General features: G+C 65.4%; 16 protein-coding genes. 5 read left to right on the top strand and 11 right to left on the bottom strand.

Going from position 1 to position 15977, the window contains the following annotated elements; translation table 11 throughout:
- Positions 1-57 precede the first annotated feature (57 nt).
- The 6 genes from IVB12_RS04095 to IVB12_RS04070 all read right to left on the bottom strand — a co-directional run bounded on the left by IVB12_RS04095 (position 58) and on the right by IVB12_RS04070 (position 4219).
- A complete protein-coding gene (locus tag IVB12_RS04095) occupies positions 58-441 on the bottom strand; it encodes a hypothetical protein (RefSeq protein WP_247295904.1) in 384 nt (127 codons plus the stop codon).
- A 150-nt stretch (positions 442-591) separates the two neighbouring features.
- Positions 592-1383 carry a fumarylacetoacetate hydrolase family protein gene (locus IVB12_RS04090; protein WP_247295902.1) on the bottom strand — a complete coding sequence of 264 codons (792 nt, stop codon included), beginning with the start codon at positions 1381-1383 and terminating at the stop codon, positions 592-594.
- Between the two features lie 125 nt (positions 1384-1508).
- Positions 1509-2612: a trypsin-like peptidase domain-containing protein gene (locus IVB12_RS04085; RefSeq protein ID WP_247295900.1), complete on the bottom strand. Its 1104-nt coding sequence runs from the start codon at positions 2610-2612 to the stop codon at positions 1509-1511.
- 158 nt (positions 2613-2770) lie between these two features.
- Positions 2771-3106, bottom strand: coding sequence for a hypothetical protein (locus IVB12_RS04080; protein WP_247295898.1), 336 nt, complete (start codon positions 3104-3106; stop codon positions 2771-2773).
- An 84-nt stretch (positions 3107-3190) separates the two neighbouring features.
- The gene (locus tag IVB12_RS04075; RefSeq protein WP_247278318.1) at positions 3191-3682 is read right to left on the bottom strand and encodes an Hsp20/alpha crystallin family protein; all 492 of its coding nucleotides are present in this window, start codon (positions 3680-3682) and stop codon (positions 3191-3193) included.
- Between the two features lie 75 nt (positions 3683-3757).
- Entirely contained in the window at positions 3758-4219 is a 462-nt protein-coding gene (locus IVB12_RS04070) for an Hsp20 family protein (protein ID WP_247278317.1), read from the bottom strand.
- A 353-nt stretch (positions 4220-4572) separates the two neighbouring features.
- Between IVB12_RS04070 and IVB12_RS04065 the strand changes: the two genes are divergently transcribed.
- Positions 4573-6135, top strand: a complete 1563-nt coding sequence (locus tag IVB12_RS04065; protein ID WP_247295896.1) for a hypothetical protein — start codon at positions 4573-4575, stop codon at positions 6133-6135.
- On the opposite strand, the gene IVB12_RS04060 is transcribed toward IVB12_RS04065, so the two are convergent.
- A complete protein-coding gene (locus IVB12_RS04060) occupies positions 6080-6340 on the bottom strand; it encodes a hypothetical protein (protein WP_247296134.1) in 261 nt (86 codons plus the stop codon). The two genes, IVB12_RS04065 and IVB12_RS04060, sit on opposite strands and share 56 nt — an antisense overlap.
- 142 nt (positions 6341-6482) lie before the next feature.
- Between IVB12_RS04060 and IVB12_RS04055 the strand changes: the two genes are divergently transcribed.
- The 3 genes from IVB12_RS04055 to IVB12_RS04045 are packed head-to-tail and all read left to right on the top strand — an operon-like array spanning position 6483 to position 10240.
- Positions 6483-7682, top strand: coding sequence for an ABC transporter substrate-binding protein (locus IVB12_RS04055; RefSeq protein ID WP_247295894.1), 1200 nt, complete (start codon positions 6483-6485; stop codon positions 7680-7682).
- A 7-nt stretch (positions 7683-7689) separates the two neighbouring features.
- On the top strand, positions 7690-9423 hold the full coding sequence (locus IVB12_RS04050) for an FAD-dependent oxidoreductase (RefSeq protein ID WP_247295892.1): 1734 nt from the start codon (positions 7690-7692) through the stop codon (positions 9421-9423).
- A 22-nt stretch (positions 9424-9445) separates the two neighbouring features.
- Complete coding sequence (locus tag IVB12_RS04045; RefSeq protein WP_247295890.1) at positions 9446-10240, top strand: IclR family transcriptional regulator; 795 nt, start codon at positions 9446-9448, stop codon at positions 10238-10240.
- 99 nt (positions 10241-10339) lie between these two features.
- Here IVB12_RS04045 and IVB12_RS04040 read toward each other — a convergent pair whose 3' ends face one another.
- From IVB12_RS04040 to IVB12_RS04025, 4 genes are read right to left on the bottom strand one after another with little or no spacing between them, the layout of a single operon-like run.
- A complete protein-coding gene (locus IVB12_RS04040) occupies positions 10340-11119 on the bottom strand; it encodes an SDR family oxidoreductase (RefSeq protein ID WP_247295889.1) in 780 nt (259 codons plus the stop codon).
- Between the two features lie 39 nt (positions 11120-11158).
- Entirely contained in the window at positions 11159-11902 is a 744-nt protein-coding gene (locus IVB12_RS04035) for an aspartate/glutamate racemase family protein (protein ID WP_247295887.1), read from the bottom strand.
- Positions 11903-11911: 9 nt separating this feature from the next.
- Positions 11912-13177 (bottom strand): FAD-dependent oxidoreductase, encoded by a 1266-nt coding sequence (locus IVB12_RS04030; protein WP_247295884.1) that lies wholly within the window; start codon positions 13175-13177, stop codon positions 11912-11914.
- Positions 13178-13180: 3 nt separating this feature from the next.
- On the bottom strand, positions 13181-14842 hold the full coding sequence (locus IVB12_RS04025) for a thiamine pyrophosphate-binding protein (protein WP_247295881.1): 1662 nt from the start codon (positions 14840-14842) through the stop codon (positions 13181-13183).
- A 260-nt stretch (positions 14843-15102) separates the two neighbouring features.
- Here IVB12_RS04025 and IVB12_RS04020 point away from each other — a divergent pair, with 260 nt between their 5' ends.
- On the top strand, positions 15103-15792 hold the full coding sequence (locus tag IVB12_RS04020) for an aspartate/glutamate racemase family protein (protein ID WP_247296118.1): 690 nt from the start codon (positions 15103-15105) through the stop codon (positions 15790-15792).
- The last annotated feature ends 185 nt before the right edge of the window (positions 15793-15977 follow it).

Here is a 15977-nt window from a genome sequence, read left to right as displayed (position 1 = left end):
GGCTGGCCGCGCGGGCGACCTTCAACCTGCCGAAGGTGTGTCGGTTGAAGCCGCGCCTCAGTCGAACCCCTGAACGGGCGGAGCCGAGGTCTGGGCCGGCACGGCAGGCGCGGCTTGAGCCGGCGGGGTCGGGTTGCCGGCAGCGCTCGTCTGGCCATTGGCAGCCATCGCCTCGCGCGTGCGCGGTGGGACGCGGGTCGCGGCCGCGCGACGTGGCGGCTGCCGGTGTCTTGCCGACGGCGAACCTCTCAGGCCCCAGGACCGGGCGATCGAAGGTCCGGCGGTATAACCAACCAGCGCTCCGGCGACGGCGCCGACCGGACCCAGTACGACCGCACCGGATAGGGCGCCGAGCGCTGCATCGCCCGCGCGCTCCTGCGCAACTGCGCTCGCCGGCACAAAAATCAGCATTGCAATAGCGGTGATCACGGCTTTGTTCATCGGAGCGCCTCCCTCGCGACAGACCACTCCTGCTCAAATATGGCCGTACCAAGTTCGCTTGCCGGCCAACCAAGGGCAATCGATGGAACTCGGCGTTAGCAGCTCTTGTGCCGTCAACCGGGGCTCCACGCGGGCCACTCAGCGCAACTGCTAGACGATCCTGATCGACATGTCCGGCAGACCCTCGAGCTTGCACACGAGCACGTCGCCTTTCACCACCGGGCCGACATTCTCCGGCGTGCCGGAATAGATGATGTCGCCGGCCTTCAGCTCGAACGCTTCCGACAGTTTTGCGATCTGCTCGGCGACACTCCAGATCATCTTGCTGAGATCGGAGTTCTGCCGGACGGTGCCGTTGACTGCCAGCGAGATCGCACCCTTCTCGAAATGGCCGGTCTTGCTTGCCGGGTGAATCGGACCGAGCACGGCCGCATGATCAAAGCTCTTGCCGATCTCCCAGGGCTTCTTCTCCGCGGCCATGCCGTTCTGAAGATCGCGCCGGGTCATGTCGAGCCCGAGCGCATAGCCATAGACATGGTCGAGCGCCTTCTCGACCGGAATGTTGGTGCCGCCGGATTTCAGCGCCGCAACCAGCTCGACCTCGTGATGATAGTTCTTGGTCAGCGACGGATAGGGATGATCGGCGACCTCGCCGATCGCGACGTTCTGAATCGCGTCGGTCGGCTTCTGGAAGAAGAACGGCGGCTCGCGGTTCGGATCCGAGCCGCGCTCGATCGCGTGCGCCGCATAATTGCGGCCGATGCAGTAGATGCGGCGCACCTGGAACACCTGGGTCTCGCCGACGATCGGGATCGTCACCATCGGCACCGGAAAGATCGGCTTGGGTCCGCCCTGCGCGGCGGCCGATGCGACCTCGGTCATCGAAACGGCGGTAGCCGCCGCAGCGGTTGCGAGCAAATCACGTCGCGTGGGTGAGGTCATCTCGGGTGCTCCCTTTGCCTTTGCTTGGGCAGCGTCATGCGCGCCGATCCGGCTGATAGTCGATATTCGGTGTGCCAGCAACATGGATCGGCGCGGCTTGCTGGATACCGCGCGGTGCGAACCCGCTAACGGACGAAACGGTTGCCAGCGGCGGCACTGCTTGTTTCGGGCGCGGGGGCGACTTTCACGACTGCCGTTAGCGGGGTCCCATTGCGCAGCAGGACGAGTTTGACCTCCTCGCCGATGCGCGCAAGGCCGATCGTGTTGCGGAGTTGGGTGGCGGTGCGGATCGGGCGGTCGTCGGCCCTGGTGATGATATCGCCCTTGCGCAGGCCTGCCTGTTGCGCCGGCGAATCCGCCGCAATCTCCGCGATGACGGCACCTTCGTTGAATCCCTTGTTGACTGATGGATGCAGGTCCTTCAGCGAAATGCCGATCCGGCCGCGCTCGACGCGGCCCTTGGCGACGATCTGCTCCATCACCTTCCGCGCCATGTTGACCGGAATTGCAAAGCCGATGCCGACATTGCCCCCGGCCGGCGAGATGATGGCCGAGTTGATGCCCACCAGTTCTCCGCGCAGGCTGACCAGCGCCCCGCCGGAATTGCCCGGATTGATCGCAGCATCGGTCTGGATAAAGTCCTCATAACCCTGCTTGCCGAGTCCGGTCCGGCCCAGCGCGCTGACGAGGCCGGACGTCACGGTCTGGCCGAGGCCGAACGGGTTGCCGATCGCAAGCACGAAATCGCCGACTTCGAGCGCGTCGCTGTCGCCGAAGGAAAGCGCCTTGAGCCCGGCCGGGTTCTGGATCTGGAGCACCGCAACGTCCGTCGGCGGATCGCGGCCGATGACCTTCGCGGAGAACTGCCGGCCATCCTTGGTGGTGATCTGAACGGCGGAGGTGCCTTCGACCACGTGATTGTTGGTGAGTACGTAACCGCGCTGGGCATCGACGATGACCCCCGAGCCGGTCGCGTTGACCTCCTTCTCGATCTGCCGGGGGACGTCGAAGAACTCGCGGAAGAGCGGGTCGCGATAGAGCGGATTGTCCTCGCGCACGCGGCCATGCACGGAGATGTTGACCACGGCCGGCGTCACCTGACGCACCAGCGGCGCCAGGGTCGGCACCGAGCCGCCCGTCTTCAGGTCCGGAATTTGGCCAGCGGCGGGCTGCGATGCTGTGAGCGTCAGCAACAGCAACGCCAGCGAAAGCAAACGCACAGCATTCATCTTCGTCACCTGCCGCCTAGCCCAGGATTTGAATGAAAGAACTTTGTGGCCTCAGTCACGCGGCGCGGCGATGAGACCGTGCATGGCCAGATAAGGAACGGCGAAGGCCGCCGAGGCCTGACCGATCAGCACGAGCGTCAGAACAGTGTGCGTGAGCATCATGCGGCTTGCCTCTCGGCGGCGGCCCAGGGCCGCCGCAACCGCATCGGGACGCCGCCCCCGCGCGGCGGGTCATCATTGTCATTGTCGCCGTCGAGCCGGCGCAACGCCGTCAGAATATCGGCGAGCCGTACGGTGTGGCTCATGCCTGGTATCTCGCGCAGAGCGGGACAGGATTCGACCGCGTACATGTCCGAGGCCCAGGATGACAGGATGATCCGCTTCTCCGGCGTGGAGAGTTCCTCGGCATTCAGGACGTCGGCAGGCGAGTCGTAATGGGCAGCGGGATGAAACAGCGGGTTGAGAGTGCCGGCATTGGTGTTCACGTTGGTCATCGGTCCTCCCCTCATGCTCCTTTCCAAGGGACGGGTTTGTTGACGATGGACGGCGGCGCCGACCGCCGCCGTCCGTGATTGATGCTAATGAGTGTTGATCGCGATGCGCTTGACGCCTTCGCGTGCTTTTTCCGACTTTGGCAGCGACACGGTCAGGACGCCATTCTTGAATGACGCCTCGGCCTTGTCCTCCTCGACGCCCTCCAGCGGGATCTGCCGCTCGAAAGCACCGTAATAGCGCTCGGTAAAGTATCTGCCTTCGCCGTTGCGCTCGGCTTTTTTCTCGCCGCGGAGCGTCAGGACGCCATTGGCGATCTCGACCTGGACGTCCTTCTCCTCCAGTCCGGGAAGTTCGGCCGAAACGGTTAGCGTCTTGTCGGTCTCGCTGAGTTCGACCTTTGGCCAGCCGAAACGGCCCTCCATCAGCGGCGACAGGCTGGTCCCGCCGAAGCCGCGGAAGACATCGTCGAACAGACGGTTCATCTCGCGATGAAGCGTCAGGAACGGATCGAAGTTATCGCGCGCAGGCGCGAGCTCCTGGTTCCTCGACCAGGGAATGAGATCACGAAAAGCCATGGTTCTCTCCTCCATGCATCGGGGAGCGCGGCGCGCATCCTAGCGCCGCGTTCCGCCGTTCGCTCGATCGAATGCTTAGGCTGCTTTCTTCTGCTCGATCTGCGATGCCGCAGGTGTACCGCCGTTGATCGCGATCCGGCGCGGCTTCATGGCTTCCGGAACCTCGCGGACGAGGTCGATGATCAGGAGCCCGTCCTGGAAGGAGGCCTGCTTCACTTGGACATAGTCGGCGAGGTTGAACACGCGGCGGAAAGGACGCGCGGCGATGCCCTGATACAGGTACTCGCGCGGAGCGCCCTCGGGCTTTCTGCCTTCGATCGTGAGCGCGTTCTGTTCGGCCGTCACCGTGATGTCGTTGGCGCCGAAGCCCGCGACGGCAAGGCTGATCCGGTAATGATCTTCGCCGGAACGCTCGATGTTGTAGGGGGGATAATTGTCCTCCGTCGCCTGGCGCAGTGTGCTGTCGACAAGGTCGGCCAGGTGATCGAAGCCGATGGTGGAGCGCCACAGGGGCGCGAAGTCGAAACTGGTCCTCATACCAAGTCCTCCAAAGAGCAAGATGGATACGAAGGAGCGCAAGGCGGGGATTTCAGACGGACCTAAAAAGACCAGCCCGGCGCCCGTGCCGGACCCGATTCTGGCATCCGGCACACCGCTCTCGCGGCGAAAAACGACTTAGAAAAACCGACATCAATTTCAAGGGGGCCGCCACAAATTTTTTGTGCCCCACCCTGGTTGATGCTCGGCTGACGGCCCGCCCCTCCCTGCCCGAGGCCACCGGCGGCAGGCGGCCCGGAAGCCCCCGGGATCGATCGCAGGGTAAAATAGAGATAAATTGACGAACTTGGCAAAGACCAGGGTTGCCTCTCATGCATCCGGACCGGCAACGCATGACGAAGCACCGGGCCGCATACGACAGCCGGGAATCCCGAAAGCACCCAACCGGTGGCGCAGCGGCATGCGCGCTGACGATTGCGCTGCTCGTGGCCGCAACGATGTGCGTGGCGCGCGCCGGCGACGGGCCCGTCGTGGCGGCGGACTTGAAGGCGATCGGAACGGTCGATACGCGCTTTCAGTCCTACAACATCGAGATGGTCGAGGTGACCGGCGGACGGTTCTGGAAGCCCTATCCGCGAACGGCACGGGCCTTCGACCAGCGGGATCGTTACAGCGCAAGACCGCCGATCGATCTGACCAATGCACGCCTGCGCCTGCTCGCCGCCGCCTTGTCGCCGGCCTATCTGCGCGTGAGCGGCACCTGGGCCAATGCGACGTTCTTGGCCGACGCGCCGGGAAAGCCGCCGCCGGGGTTCAATTCCGTACTCAGCCACCACCAGTGGCGCGGCGTCGTCGAGTTCGCGCGCGCGGTCGATGCCGAGATCGTCACCTCGTTTGCGATCAGTCCCGGCAGCCGCGATGCCGATGGGGTGTGGAAACCGGATCAGGCGCAGCAGCTCATCGACACCACGCGCGCGCTGGGCGGCCGCATCGCCGCCGCCGAATTCATGAACGAGCCGACGCTCGCAGCGACCAACGGCGCACCGGCCGGCTATGACGCGACCGCCTATGGGCGCGACTTCAAGATCTTCCGCGATTGGGTGCGGCGCGACTCGCCCGAGACCTTGATCCTCGGTCCAGGCTCCGTTGGCGACGCGCCATCGCCATCCGGGGTGGGCATCACCACGCGCGATCTGCTCGCTGCATCCGGTTCGGGCGTCGACCGCTTCTCCTATCACCACTACAACACGATCTCGCCGCGCTGCGGCGGGCACGATGATCCGGCGCAGGCGCTCTCGGAAGGATGGCTTGCACGCACGGATGCAACACGCGCGACCTACCAGGCGCTGCGCGACACATTCGAGCCGGGCAAGCCGATCTGGCTGACTGAGACGGCTGATGCGGCCTGCGGCGGCAGCCGATGGGACCGGACCTTTCTCGACACGTTCCGCTATCTCGACCAGCTCGGACGCCTGGCGAAGGCCGGCGTCCAGGTGGTGATGCACAACACCCTCGCTGCCAGCGACTACGGTCTGCTCGACGAAGCCACGTTCCGGCCACGGCCGAGTTACTGGGCTGCGCTGCTCTGGCGCCGGCTGATGGGACAGATCGTGCTCGATGCAGACAGGGCCGCTTCACCAGATCTTCATCTCTACGCCCATTGCCATCCGACCATGGCAGGTGCGGTGTCGCTGCTCGCAATCAACACGTCGCGCCGCGCATCGCGCCCGCTGACGCTCTCGGACTCAGCCGAACGGTACGCACTGCATGCGGCGCGGTTGCAAGGCACGATTGTGCAGCTGAACGACAAGACGCTCGCGCTGACTGCCGATGGCAGATTGCCCCGGCTTGAGGCGCACGCAACACCGGCAGGAGCAATCCGGCTCGCGCCGGCGACCATCACCTTCCTGGTGTTTCCGAACGCGGCAAATCCCGCCTGCTCGCCGCGACGATGAGGCGGCCGAGCCGGCCGCCATAGTGCCCGATGGTCGCGCCGCCGATCAGCCGCGCCGTGAAGCCGACCGCATAGGTCGAGAACACCGCGAGCGTGCCAACATGCGTCGTCGTCGAGTTCTCCGCTGGCGCAGAGACCCTGTCGCTGCCGTGCCCTGCCCGTCGATTCCGGTGCTCATCATCGCCAAATCGCGCTGGAATGAGCACCGATGCTCCAAACTCATGTCCTGCACGGACCCTGACTGCCAAATCCGGCCTCGCATTCGCCATTGACAAATTCATTCGCTATTATCTAACTTGCAGCCACAAGACCAGCCGCGCCAAGCGGCCAATAAGCGAGGGAACGACGATGAGAGGGCTTTTGGCTTACGCCATGCTCGCGGCCATGACGTCTGCTGCTACTGCACAAGTCTCGGACGACGCGGTCCGGATCGGCGTGCTGACGGACCTGTCGAGCTGGGGCCGCGACAACAGCGGACCTGGCTCGGTCGAAGCCGCCAAGATGGCGGTGGAGGAATTCGGGCCGACCGTGCTCGGCAAGCCGATCGAGATCATCAGCGCCGACCACCAGATGAAGACCGACGTCGGCGTGCAGATCGTGCGCGGCTGGTTCGACAACGGCAAGGTCGACGCCGTCGTCGACATCCCCAATTCCGGCATCGCCATCGCCGTTCACAACATGGTGCGCGAACGCAATAAGATCGCCCTGCTCTCGGGCCCCGGCGCGAGCTCGCTGACCGACGAGCTGTGCAGCCCCAACACCGTGCATTTCACCTACGACACCTACGCGCTGTCGAAGGTGACGGCTTCCGCCGTGATCAAGGAAGGCGGCAAGTCCTGGTATTTCATCACCGCCGACTACGCTTTCGGCCAGCAGCTCGAGAAGGACGCAACCCGCTTCATCAACGAGATGGGCGGCAAGGTGCTCGGCGGCGTCAAGCACCCGACCAATACGGCCGACTTCTCCTCCTTCGCGCTCCAGGCCCAGAGCTCGAAGTCCGACGTGGTCGCGTTCGCCAATGCCGGCCAGGATACCGACAACGCCATCAAGCAGTCGGGCGAATTCGGGCTGGTGCAGGGCGGCCAGAAGCTGGTCGGCCTGTTGATGTTCGACACCGACGTGCACGCGATCGGCCTCAAGGCCGCGCAGGGCACCTATATGACCACGGCCTCATACTGGGCCATGGACGAGGCGACCCGGGCCTGGTCGAAGAAGTTCTACGAGCGCACCAAGGTGATGCCGACCATGATCCAGACCGGCGTCTACGGCTCGGTGTTGCATTATCTCAAAGCCATCAAAGCCGCCGGAACAGACGATTCCGCCAAGGTCATGGCCAAGATGCGCGAGCTGCCGATCGAGGATACATTCGTCCATGGCGGACGCTTGCGCGAGGACGGTCGCGTCATCCGCGACATGTATCTCGCCAAGGTGAAGTCGCCCGAGCAGTCCAAAGAGCCGTGGGATTATCTGGACATCGTCAAGACTGTGAAGGGCGAGGACGCCTTTCGCCCGGTCTCCGAGTCCAAATGTCCGCTCCTGAAGAAGTGAGATCCAGATGACCGGCAGCGACCAAAGCACAATTGAGACTTACGAGTGCGATGTGCTCGTGGCCGGATCGGGCGCCTCCGGCATGTCGGCGGCAATCACCGCGCGTTATCGCGGCCTCGACGTGCTCATTGTCGAGAAGGAGCCGCGCTTCGGCGGCACCACCGCCCGCTCCGGCGGCTGGCTCTGGATTCCCGGCACCTCGCTCGCCAGGGCTTACGGCATCGAGGAGACGCCGGAGCAGGCCCGCACCTATCTCCGCCACGAAGCCGGCAACAATTACGACGCCGCGCGGGTCGATGCATTCCTCAGCGCCGGCCCCGAAGCGGTCGATTTCTTCACCACCAAGACCGCGCTGCGCTTCGACATGCCGCTGGTGTTTCCCGACTACCATGCCGAGGCGCCCGGCGGTGCGCAGGGCGGCCGCTCCATGGTAACGCGCCCATTCGACGGCCGCGAGCTCGGCGACCTCATCAAGACCCTCGGCATGCCCCTGCCCGAACTGACCGTGTTCGGCATGATGCTCGGCTCCGGCAAGGAGATCATCCACTTCATGCGCGTGACGAAGTCGCTGACCTCGGCGGCCTATGTCGCCAAGCGCCTGTCACGTCATCTCATGGACGTGCTGCGCTACGGCCGCGGCATGACGCTCACCAACGGCAATGCGCTCGCAGGACGGCTGGCGAAATCCGCGCTCGACCTGAAGATTCCGATGTGGCTGTCCTCGCCGGTGCGCGAGCTCTCGGTCGAGAACGGTACCGTGACCGGCGCAATCGTTTCGCGCGAGGGACGCGATGTGCGCGTCCGCGCGCGCCAGGGCGTCGTGCTCGCCTGCGGTGGCTTTCCCCACGATGTCGAGCGGCGCAGAAAGCTGTTTCCACATGCGCCGACGGGCAATGAGCACCATTCGCCGGGACCGACCGGCAACATTGGTGACGGCCTGCGCCTTGCGGAAAGTGCCGGCGGGCATGTCGAGGATCGCCTGCCGAACGCGGCCGCCTGGGTGCCGGTGTCGCTGACCACGCGCAAGGACGGCTCGAAGGGCGTGATGCCGCATTTCATCGACCGCGCCAAGCCCGGCGTGATCGCGGTGATGCGCGACGGCAAGCGCTTTACCAACGAGGGCAATTCCTATCACGACTTCGTCCAGGCCATGGTGAAGGCGGCCAAGCCCGGCGAAGAGATCGCGGCGTTTCTGGTCTGCGATCACAAAACGCTGCGCAAATACGGCCTCGGCTGCGTGCCGCCCTTCCCGATGCCGCTCGGCCATCACCTCAAGACCGGTTACCTCATGCGTGGCGACACGCTGGAAGCGCTCGCGGCGAAGGCCGGGATCGATGCCAAGGCGTTCACCGAGACCGTCAAGCAATTCAATGCGACCGCGCCACAGGGCCAGGATGCCGCCTTCGGCAAGGGCTCGAAGGCTTATAATCGCTACCAGGGCGATGCGCTGCACGGCCCGAATCCCTGCGTCGCGCCGATCGAGCACGGCCCGTTTTACGCCATCAAGATGGTGATCGGCGATCTCGGCACCTATGCCGGCATTGTCACCGACGAGAACGCGCGCGCGCTCGACGCCGAAGGTCGGGTGATTCCGGGGCTCTATGCCGCCGGCAACGACATGGCGAGCATCATGGGCGGCAACTATCCCGGCGCCGGCATCACGCTTGGGCCGGCGCTGACCTTCGGCTACATTGCCGGACGACACCTTGCCGACAGCGCCGCCAAGCGCAAGGCGGCGTAAGCGGACGCACGTCAGGAGGCGCATGAAGAGGGCAAGCCGCGGCATCCAGTCGATCGAGGTCGGCGGAGAACTGCTCCGCGCGCTCGCAAGCAGCGGCGAGCCGATGATGCTGCGCGATCTCGCCCGCGAAGCCGGCATGACGCCGGCCAAGGCGCATCCCTATCTCGCCAGCTTCTCGCGCATCGGATTGATCGAGCAGGACGAGACCACCGGCCGCTACGAGATCGGCGCGCTGGCGCTGGAGCTCGGCCTGATCAGCCTGCGCCGCCTCTCCGGTGTGCGCATCGCACGTCCCAGGATCGCTAGCCTTGCAAGCCAGATCGGCCACGCGGTCTCGCTCGCGGTCTGGGGCACGCACGGTCCCACCGTGGTGCAACTGGAAGAGCCGGCCCAGCCCGTCCACATCGTGATGCGGGCCGGCTCGGTGATGGCGCTGCTGGAGACCGCGACCGGCCGGGCCTTCGCCGCCTTCCTACCGGAGAACACGATCAATGCCGCGCTCGAAAGCGGCCTCGACCGCCACGGGGTCGGCTACAATCCCAAGCGCGCGGTGAAAGGCGCGAAGATCGCCGAGATGCTCACGGAGGTTCGCAAGCATGGCCTCGCCCGCGCGCTCGGCGATCCTCTGCCCGGCGTCAATGCGTTCGCAGCACCGGTCTTCGATCATTCCGGCCACGTCGCGCTGGTCATCACCGCGATGGGCCCGGAGGGCACCTTTGATGCGCGCTGGGACAGCCCGATCGGGCATGCGCTGCGCGACTGCGCCGGCGGCATCTCGAAGCGGCTCGGACACAGGATGACGGTTGCGGCGGAGTAAGAGGCAAACCGCCGCCTCACAACTGCTGTCATGCCCCGCGAAGGGGGGATGGATTCACGGGCCGGGCGATGACAGCGCATGTGGGCCGACTTTCCAGCCCTACTTCTCCTTCACCGGCACCGTGTAGTTCAGGATCAGCCGGCCGCCATCCGGATAGATCGTCTGCCCGGTGATGTAGGAGGCATCGTCACTGGCCAGGAACGCCACGACCGAGGCGACCTCGCTCGGCTCGCCGCCGCGGCCCGCGGGCGTGCGCGATAGCACGGTCTTGCGCGCATCCTCGGACGTATAAATCGCCGAAGCCACCATGTCGGTCAGGATCGTGCCGGGCCCGACCGCGACGACGCGGATGTTGTGCGGGGCGAGCGCGACGGCGGCGACGGAGGTGAGCTGCTTCATGCCGCCCTTGGAGATGGCGTAGGTCGCGAGCGTCGGAATTGCCAGCAGCGCGTTCACCGAGGACATGTTGATGATGACCCCGCCGCCGCCCTGCGCGATCATCTGCTTCGCCGCCGCCTGCACGCCGAAGAACGCGCCTTTCAGATTGATGGCGATGACGTCGTCGAAATCCTGCTCGGAGATATCGAGAAGGTCCTGATTGCGGGCCACGCCGGCATTGTTGACCATGATGTCGAGCCGGCCGAATTCCTTGGCAGCAGTTGCGACAAGATGATCCACGTCCGCGCGCGCGGCGACATTGGCGACCACGGTGCGCAAGGCATCCGGCCGTCCGAGCTCGGCCGCCGTGGCGGCCAAGCCGTCGGCATCGACATCCGAGATGACGACCTTGACGCCGTCGTCCAGGAATCTCTTCGCGCAAGCCTTGCCAATGCCGCGCGCCGCGCCGGTGATGGCGGCGACCTTGCCGGTTAGCTTCATGGGTTCACTCCAGGACTTGTGACGATCTCACGGACGCGTTCACGCAAAGACGCGCGGGCGCAGTCCGGCATGAAACCAGGTGATCATGGAATAGATGTCATAGACCGGCAACCCGACCTCGGCCTGGAGCGCTGCGGCGTAAGGCGGCATGTTGGTGCATTCGAGCACGATGGCGCCGACCTCCGGATTCTTCGCGACGAGCTGCTTGCCGGCCTCGACCACGTCGCGCTCGGCTTGCGCCACGTCCATATCGTCCTTCTCGGCCTTGATCAGGACGCGAAAAAACTCCTTGCCGTTTTCGGTGCCGACCAGCGGCGTATCGAGCGGCACGCCGGCACCTTCGAGATGGGCGGGCGAGAGCGTCGAGCCCGACACCGTGACGAGGCCGACGCGCTTGCCGGGCGGCAAGGTCGCCTGCACCCACGGCACCTGCATCAGCGACGAGGTCGCAACCGGCACGCCGACGGCGGCCGCGATCTCCTTCTGGAACAACGAGAGGAAGCCGCAATTGGTGGTGATGGCTTCGGCCCCGAGCCGCACCAGGTCTTTCGCGGCATCGATGAAATCGGGCAGCAGGCCGGCTGCGCCCTTCAGCACCACTTTCTCCGGCGAAGCGCCACTCACCACGCGGTAAAGCACGGGGAACGGCCAGGTCGTGCCGTTACCCATGTCGCCGGGGATGCGCGGAAAGCGCGCTTCCAGCATCAAAATACCGAGCGGCGCGCCATAGATGACCTTGCCGCCACGGGCAATGCGGGAGGACGAATCGGCTGGAGGATTCATGTTGCGATCTCAGAGGAAACGATCGGGTGCGAACGGCGCCAGCGGAATCTCAGGCTGCTTGCCGCTGAGGAGCTGCGCGACCAGACGGCCGGTACGCGCCGAGCCGACCAGGCCGATGTGGCCATGGCCGAAGGCATAGACGATATCGCGCGAGGCCCGCGCATGGCCGATGCAGGGTCGTCCATCCGGCATGCTCGGACGATGACCGAACCAGGTCTTGACGCGCGAGGCTGGCATGTCCTTCGGCAGCTTGGGGAACATGCTGATGAGGTGGTTGCGCAGGATTTCGGCTCGCTTCCAGTTTGGCGCGGCTTCGAGGCCGGCGATCTCGACCGTGCCGGCAGCGCGCAGGCCGCTGTCGGTCCAGTTCACCACCATCTTGGCATCGGACGCCATCATCGAGCTGCGCGGCCCCGATTCCGGGTTCTCGATCATGACATGATAGCCGCGTTCGGTCTCGAGCGGCAGCGGATCGCCGACGGACGCAGTAAGTTGCTTCGAGCGGGCGCCCGCCGCCACCACTGCGGCATCGCAAGCGATCTCGCCGGTTTCGGTAACGACGGCGACGAGCTTGTCGCCGGAGAGTTTTAGCCCTGTCGCCTTGGCGCGCACGTGCTTCGCACCGCTGGCGAGCGCGTGATTGGCGAGCGCTGCGACATAAGCGCCGGGATTGCGGCAGCGGCCGGCCTCCTCCACCACCACGCCAAAGGTGTAGCGCGGATGCAGGTCCGGCTCGCGCTGGCGCATCTCGTCGGCGTTGAGCTCGAGCCATTCAACACCGACGCGCTTGCGCAGGCGCCAGCCGAGATCACTGTCGAAATTGCCGCGCGACGGGAACACGTGCATCACGCCGTTGCGCTCGATCAATTCAGGCACGCCCGCTTCTTCCGCGAGCTTTTTGTGCAAGAACGGTGCGTCCTTCAAGAGGTCGCGCAGCGCAAAGGCGGTCTTCTCGACCCGCGTCTCGGTCCAGCCCGAGAGCAGATATTTGATCAGCCAGGGCAGCGCTTTCGGCAGATAAGACCAGCGGATCGCGAGCGGCCCGAGCGGATCCATCAGATAACCCGGTACCTTCTTCCAGACGCCCGGCTCGGCCGGCGGGATCACCGAATGCGACGAGAGCCAGCCGGCATTGCCATAGCTCGCCGCCTGCTCGCCACCGGGCTCGCCCGGATCGATCAGCGTGACGCGATGGCCCTCGCGCAGCGCCTCGATGGCGCTAATCACGCCGATCGCGCCGGCACCGATGATGGCGACGTGGCGGCCGGTCGCCATCGCCTAAGCCTTCGCCGCGGGCACAAAGTCCTTGCCGACTGAGATCGCGCGCGGATCGATGATGCAGTGGAGGATCGACGGCTTGCCCGAGGCGAGCGCGCGCTCGAACGCCGGTGCGAACTGCTCGGTGCGCTCGACGCGCTCGCCATGGCCGCCGAACGCTTTCGCGTACATCGCGAAATCAGGGTTCTTGAGCTGGGTGCCGACGACGCGGCCGGGATAATCCCGCTCCTGATGCATGCGGATGGTGCCGTATTGCGAATTGTCGACGATGATGACGATCAGCGGTGCGTCATACTGCACGGCGGTGGCGAACTCTTGGCCGTTCATCAGGAAGCAGCCGTCGCCGGCAAAGGCGACGACGACGCGGTCCGGATATTGCCGCTTGGCCAGCACGCCCGCCGGCACGCCATAGCCCATCGAACCCGAGGTCGGCGCGAGCTGCGCGGCAAAGCTGTGGAAGCGGTGGTGGCGATGGATCCAGCCGGCATAATTGCCGGCGCCGTTGCAGACGATCGCGTCCTTGGGCAGGCGGTCGCGCAGCCAGGTCATGACCTGGCCGTACTGGAACGTGCCCGGCAGCTCGCGCGCCTTCTCGGTCCAGGCGAGATAATCGGCATGCGCCTTCGCCGCTTCGCCCTTCCAGGCCACCGTTCCGGCGGGCTTCAGCGTCTCGACGGCCGCCGCGAACGCGGCGGGCGTCGCCTGGATCGCCAGCGCCGGCTGATAGACGCGGCCGAGCTCCTCGGAGCCCGGATGCACGTGGATCAGCTTCTGCTGCGGAACCGGAATGCCGAGCAGCGTGTAAGACGAGGACGGCATCTCCGACATGCGGCCGCCGATGAGCAGAATGACGTCGGCGCCCTCGATGCGCGCCTTCAGCCCCGGGCTCGGCCCGATGCCGAGATCGCCGGCGTAATGCGAATGGTCGGCGTCGATCAGCGAAGCCCGGCGGAACGAGGTCGCGACCGGCAGGTCGAAGCGCTCGGCAAAGCGGGCGATGCTCCTGGTCGCCTCATCCGTCCAGCGCGAGCCGCCGAGAATGACGAGCGGCGCCTTGGCGCCCGCAAGCAACGCGTCGAGCTTCTCGATGTCGGCCGGCGCGGGCCAGCTCACCGCCGGCTCGATGCGCATGGCGTCGGCAACCGCTGCGGTCTCGGTCAGCATGTTCTCCGGCAGCGCGATCACGACGGGACCAGGGCGGCCCTGCATGGCGACACGGAAGGCGCGCGCGACCAGCTCCGGAATGCGGTCGGGGCGATCGATCTCGACGGCCCATTTCGCCATGGTGCCGAACACGGCCTTGTAGTCCAGCTCCTGGAACGCCTCGCGCTCGCGCATGCCGCTATCGACCTGGCCGACGAACAGGATCATCGGCGTCGAATCCTGCATCGCGATGTGGACGCCGTGGCTGGCATTGGTCGCGCCGGGCCCGCGCGTGACGAAGCAGATTCCGGGGCGGCCGGTGAGCTTACCATAGGCCTCCGCCATCATCGCAGCGCCGCCTTCGGCGCGGCAGATCACGACATCGATCGGGCTGTCGTGCAGCGCATCGAGGGCCGCCAGATAGCTCTCACCCGGCACGCAGGTGACGCGCTCGACGCCCTGGGCGAGGAGCTGATCGATCAGGATCTGGCCCCCGGTGCGGGTGTTGCGAATGGTCATGACGGCTCCCTCAAGGCTTTGACGACGCGCCCAGCGCCTCGCCAATTGTGTGCGGAATTGGCGTAGGACAGGCCGACAGGACGTGCAAGATCGAAAGGCTTCTCGCCGCCTGCGCAGGCGTCATGCCCGCCCTTGCCGTTTGCACGATCGGGCTTTGAGGTCACGTCTGCGCCCGGCGTCCGCCATGGGCCACAACGATGATGGCGAGCGTCGACGTCTTCGTCTACGATCCGGCCGAAACCAACGTGTCTGGAGACCGAATGCAAACCATCGGCCTGATCGGGGGCATGAGCTGGGAGAGCACCGCGCTCTATTACAGGCTCATCAATGAGCGGGTCCGCGACCGCATGGGCAAGCTGCATTCGGCGCCGCTGCTGCTGTATTCCTACGATTTTCAGCAGATCAAGGAGATGCAGTACGGCGGCCGCTGGAGCGAGGCCGCCGCCAGCCTGGCGGAAGTCGCGCGGCGTCTCGAAAGCGCCGGGGCGCGAGCGATCGTGTTGTGCACGAACACGATGCACAAACTGGCGCCCGACATCAGCTCCAGCGTGACCGTTCCGTTGATTCACATTGGCGATGCGACAGCGGAGCGGATACGGGCGAAAGGATACCGCCGGGTCGGGCTGCTCGGCACCAAGTTCACGATGGAGCAAGACTTTTACATCGACCGGCTGCGCGCGCATGATCTCGACGTCCTGGTTCCTCCCCCTGAGGCGCGCGCCGATGTGAACCGGATCATTTACGATGAGCTGTGTCTTGGAACTGTCACCGCTCCCTCGCGCCGGCGCTATCAGGACGTGATGGCTGCGCTCGTCCGCGCCGGCGGGGAGTGCATCATCCTCGGCTGCACCGAGATCACGATGCTGGTCGGCCTTGACGATACCTCGGTCGAGACGTTCGACACGACGGCCATTCATGCCGAGACGGCAGCCGACTTCGCGATCGGGTGAATTTGTATCAAATCCCGGCGACGGCAGCATGCCATCAGCAGGCGGTGCTGGGGTGCTCTCCTCTCTCCACGTCATTGCGAGCGCAGCGAAGATTCCATGGGGGTGGATAGCGACCAAGTCTGAGGCCAGACTGAGGTTGCATCCATTCAACCTGGAGACGACGATGTTGCTCGATCATCCTATCG

Origin of the sequence: Bradyrhizobium sp. 179 (assembly GCF_023073535.1) — a bacterium.
GTDB lineage: Bacteria > Pseudomonadota > Alphaproteobacteria > Rhizobiales > Xanthobacteraceae > Bradyrhizobium.
The sequence above is the reverse complement of the archived record's forward strand: the minus strand, read 5'-3'. Positions and strand labels throughout refer to the sequence as shown.

Coding starts and splice junctions, on each gene's coding strand:
- IVB12_RS04075 (WP_247278318.1), bottom strand. CDS start 3,682: ATGGCTTTTCGTGATCTCATTCCCTGGTCGAGGAACCAGGAGCTCGCG.
- IVB12_RS04080 (WP_247295898.1), bottom strand. CDS start 3,106: ATGACCAACGTGAACACCAATGCCGGCACTCTCAACCCGCTGTTTCAT.
- IVB12_RS04035 (WP_247295887.1), bottom strand. CDS start 11,902: ATGAATCCTCCAGCCGATTCGTCCTCCCGCATTGCCCGTGGCGGCAAG.
- IVB12_RS04020 (WP_247296118.1), top strand. CDS start 15,103: ATGCAAACCATCGGCCTGATCGGGGGCATGAGCTGGGAGAGCACCGCG.
- IVB12_RS04055 (WP_247295894.1), top strand. CDS start 6,483: ATGAGAGGGCTTTTGGCTTACGCCATGCTCGCGGCCATGACGTCTGCT.
- IVB12_RS04085 (WP_247295900.1), bottom strand. CDS start 2,612: ATGAATGCTGTGCGTTTGCTTTCGCTGGCGTTGCTGTTGCTGACGCTC.
- IVB12_RS04090 (WP_247295902.1), bottom strand. CDS start 1,383: ATGACCTCACCCACGCGACGTGATTTGCTCGCAACCGCTGCGGCGGCT.
- IVB12_RS04030 (WP_247295884.1), bottom strand. CDS start 13,177: ATGGCGACCGGCCGCCACGTCGCCATCATCGGTGCCGGCGCGATCGGC.
- IVB12_RS04040 (WP_247295889.1), bottom strand. CDS start 11,119: ATGAAGCTAACCGGCAAGGTCGCCGCCATCACCGGCGCGGCGCGCGGC.
- IVB12_RS04095 (WP_247295904.1), bottom strand. CDS start 441: ATGAACAAAGCCGTGATCACCGCTATTGCAATGCTGATTTTTGTGCCG.
- IVB12_RS04050 (WP_247295892.1), top strand. CDS start 7,690: ATGACCGGCAGCGACCAAAGCACAATTGAGACTTACGAGTGCGATGTG.
- IVB12_RS04070 (WP_247278317.1), bottom strand. CDS start 4,219: ATGAGGACCAGTTTCGACTTCGCGCCCCTGTGGCGCTCCACCATCGGC.
- IVB12_RS04065 (WP_247295896.1), top strand. CDS start 4,573: ATGACGAAGCACCGGGCCGCATACGACAGCCGGGAATCCCGAAAGCAC.
- IVB12_RS04045 (WP_247295890.1), top strand. CDS start 9,446: ATGAAGAGGGCAAGCCGCGGCATCCAGTCGATCGAGGTCGGCGGAGAA.
- IVB12_RS04025 (WP_247295881.1), bottom strand. CDS start 14,842: ATGACCATTCGCAACACCCGCACCGGGGGCCAGATCCTGATCGATCAG.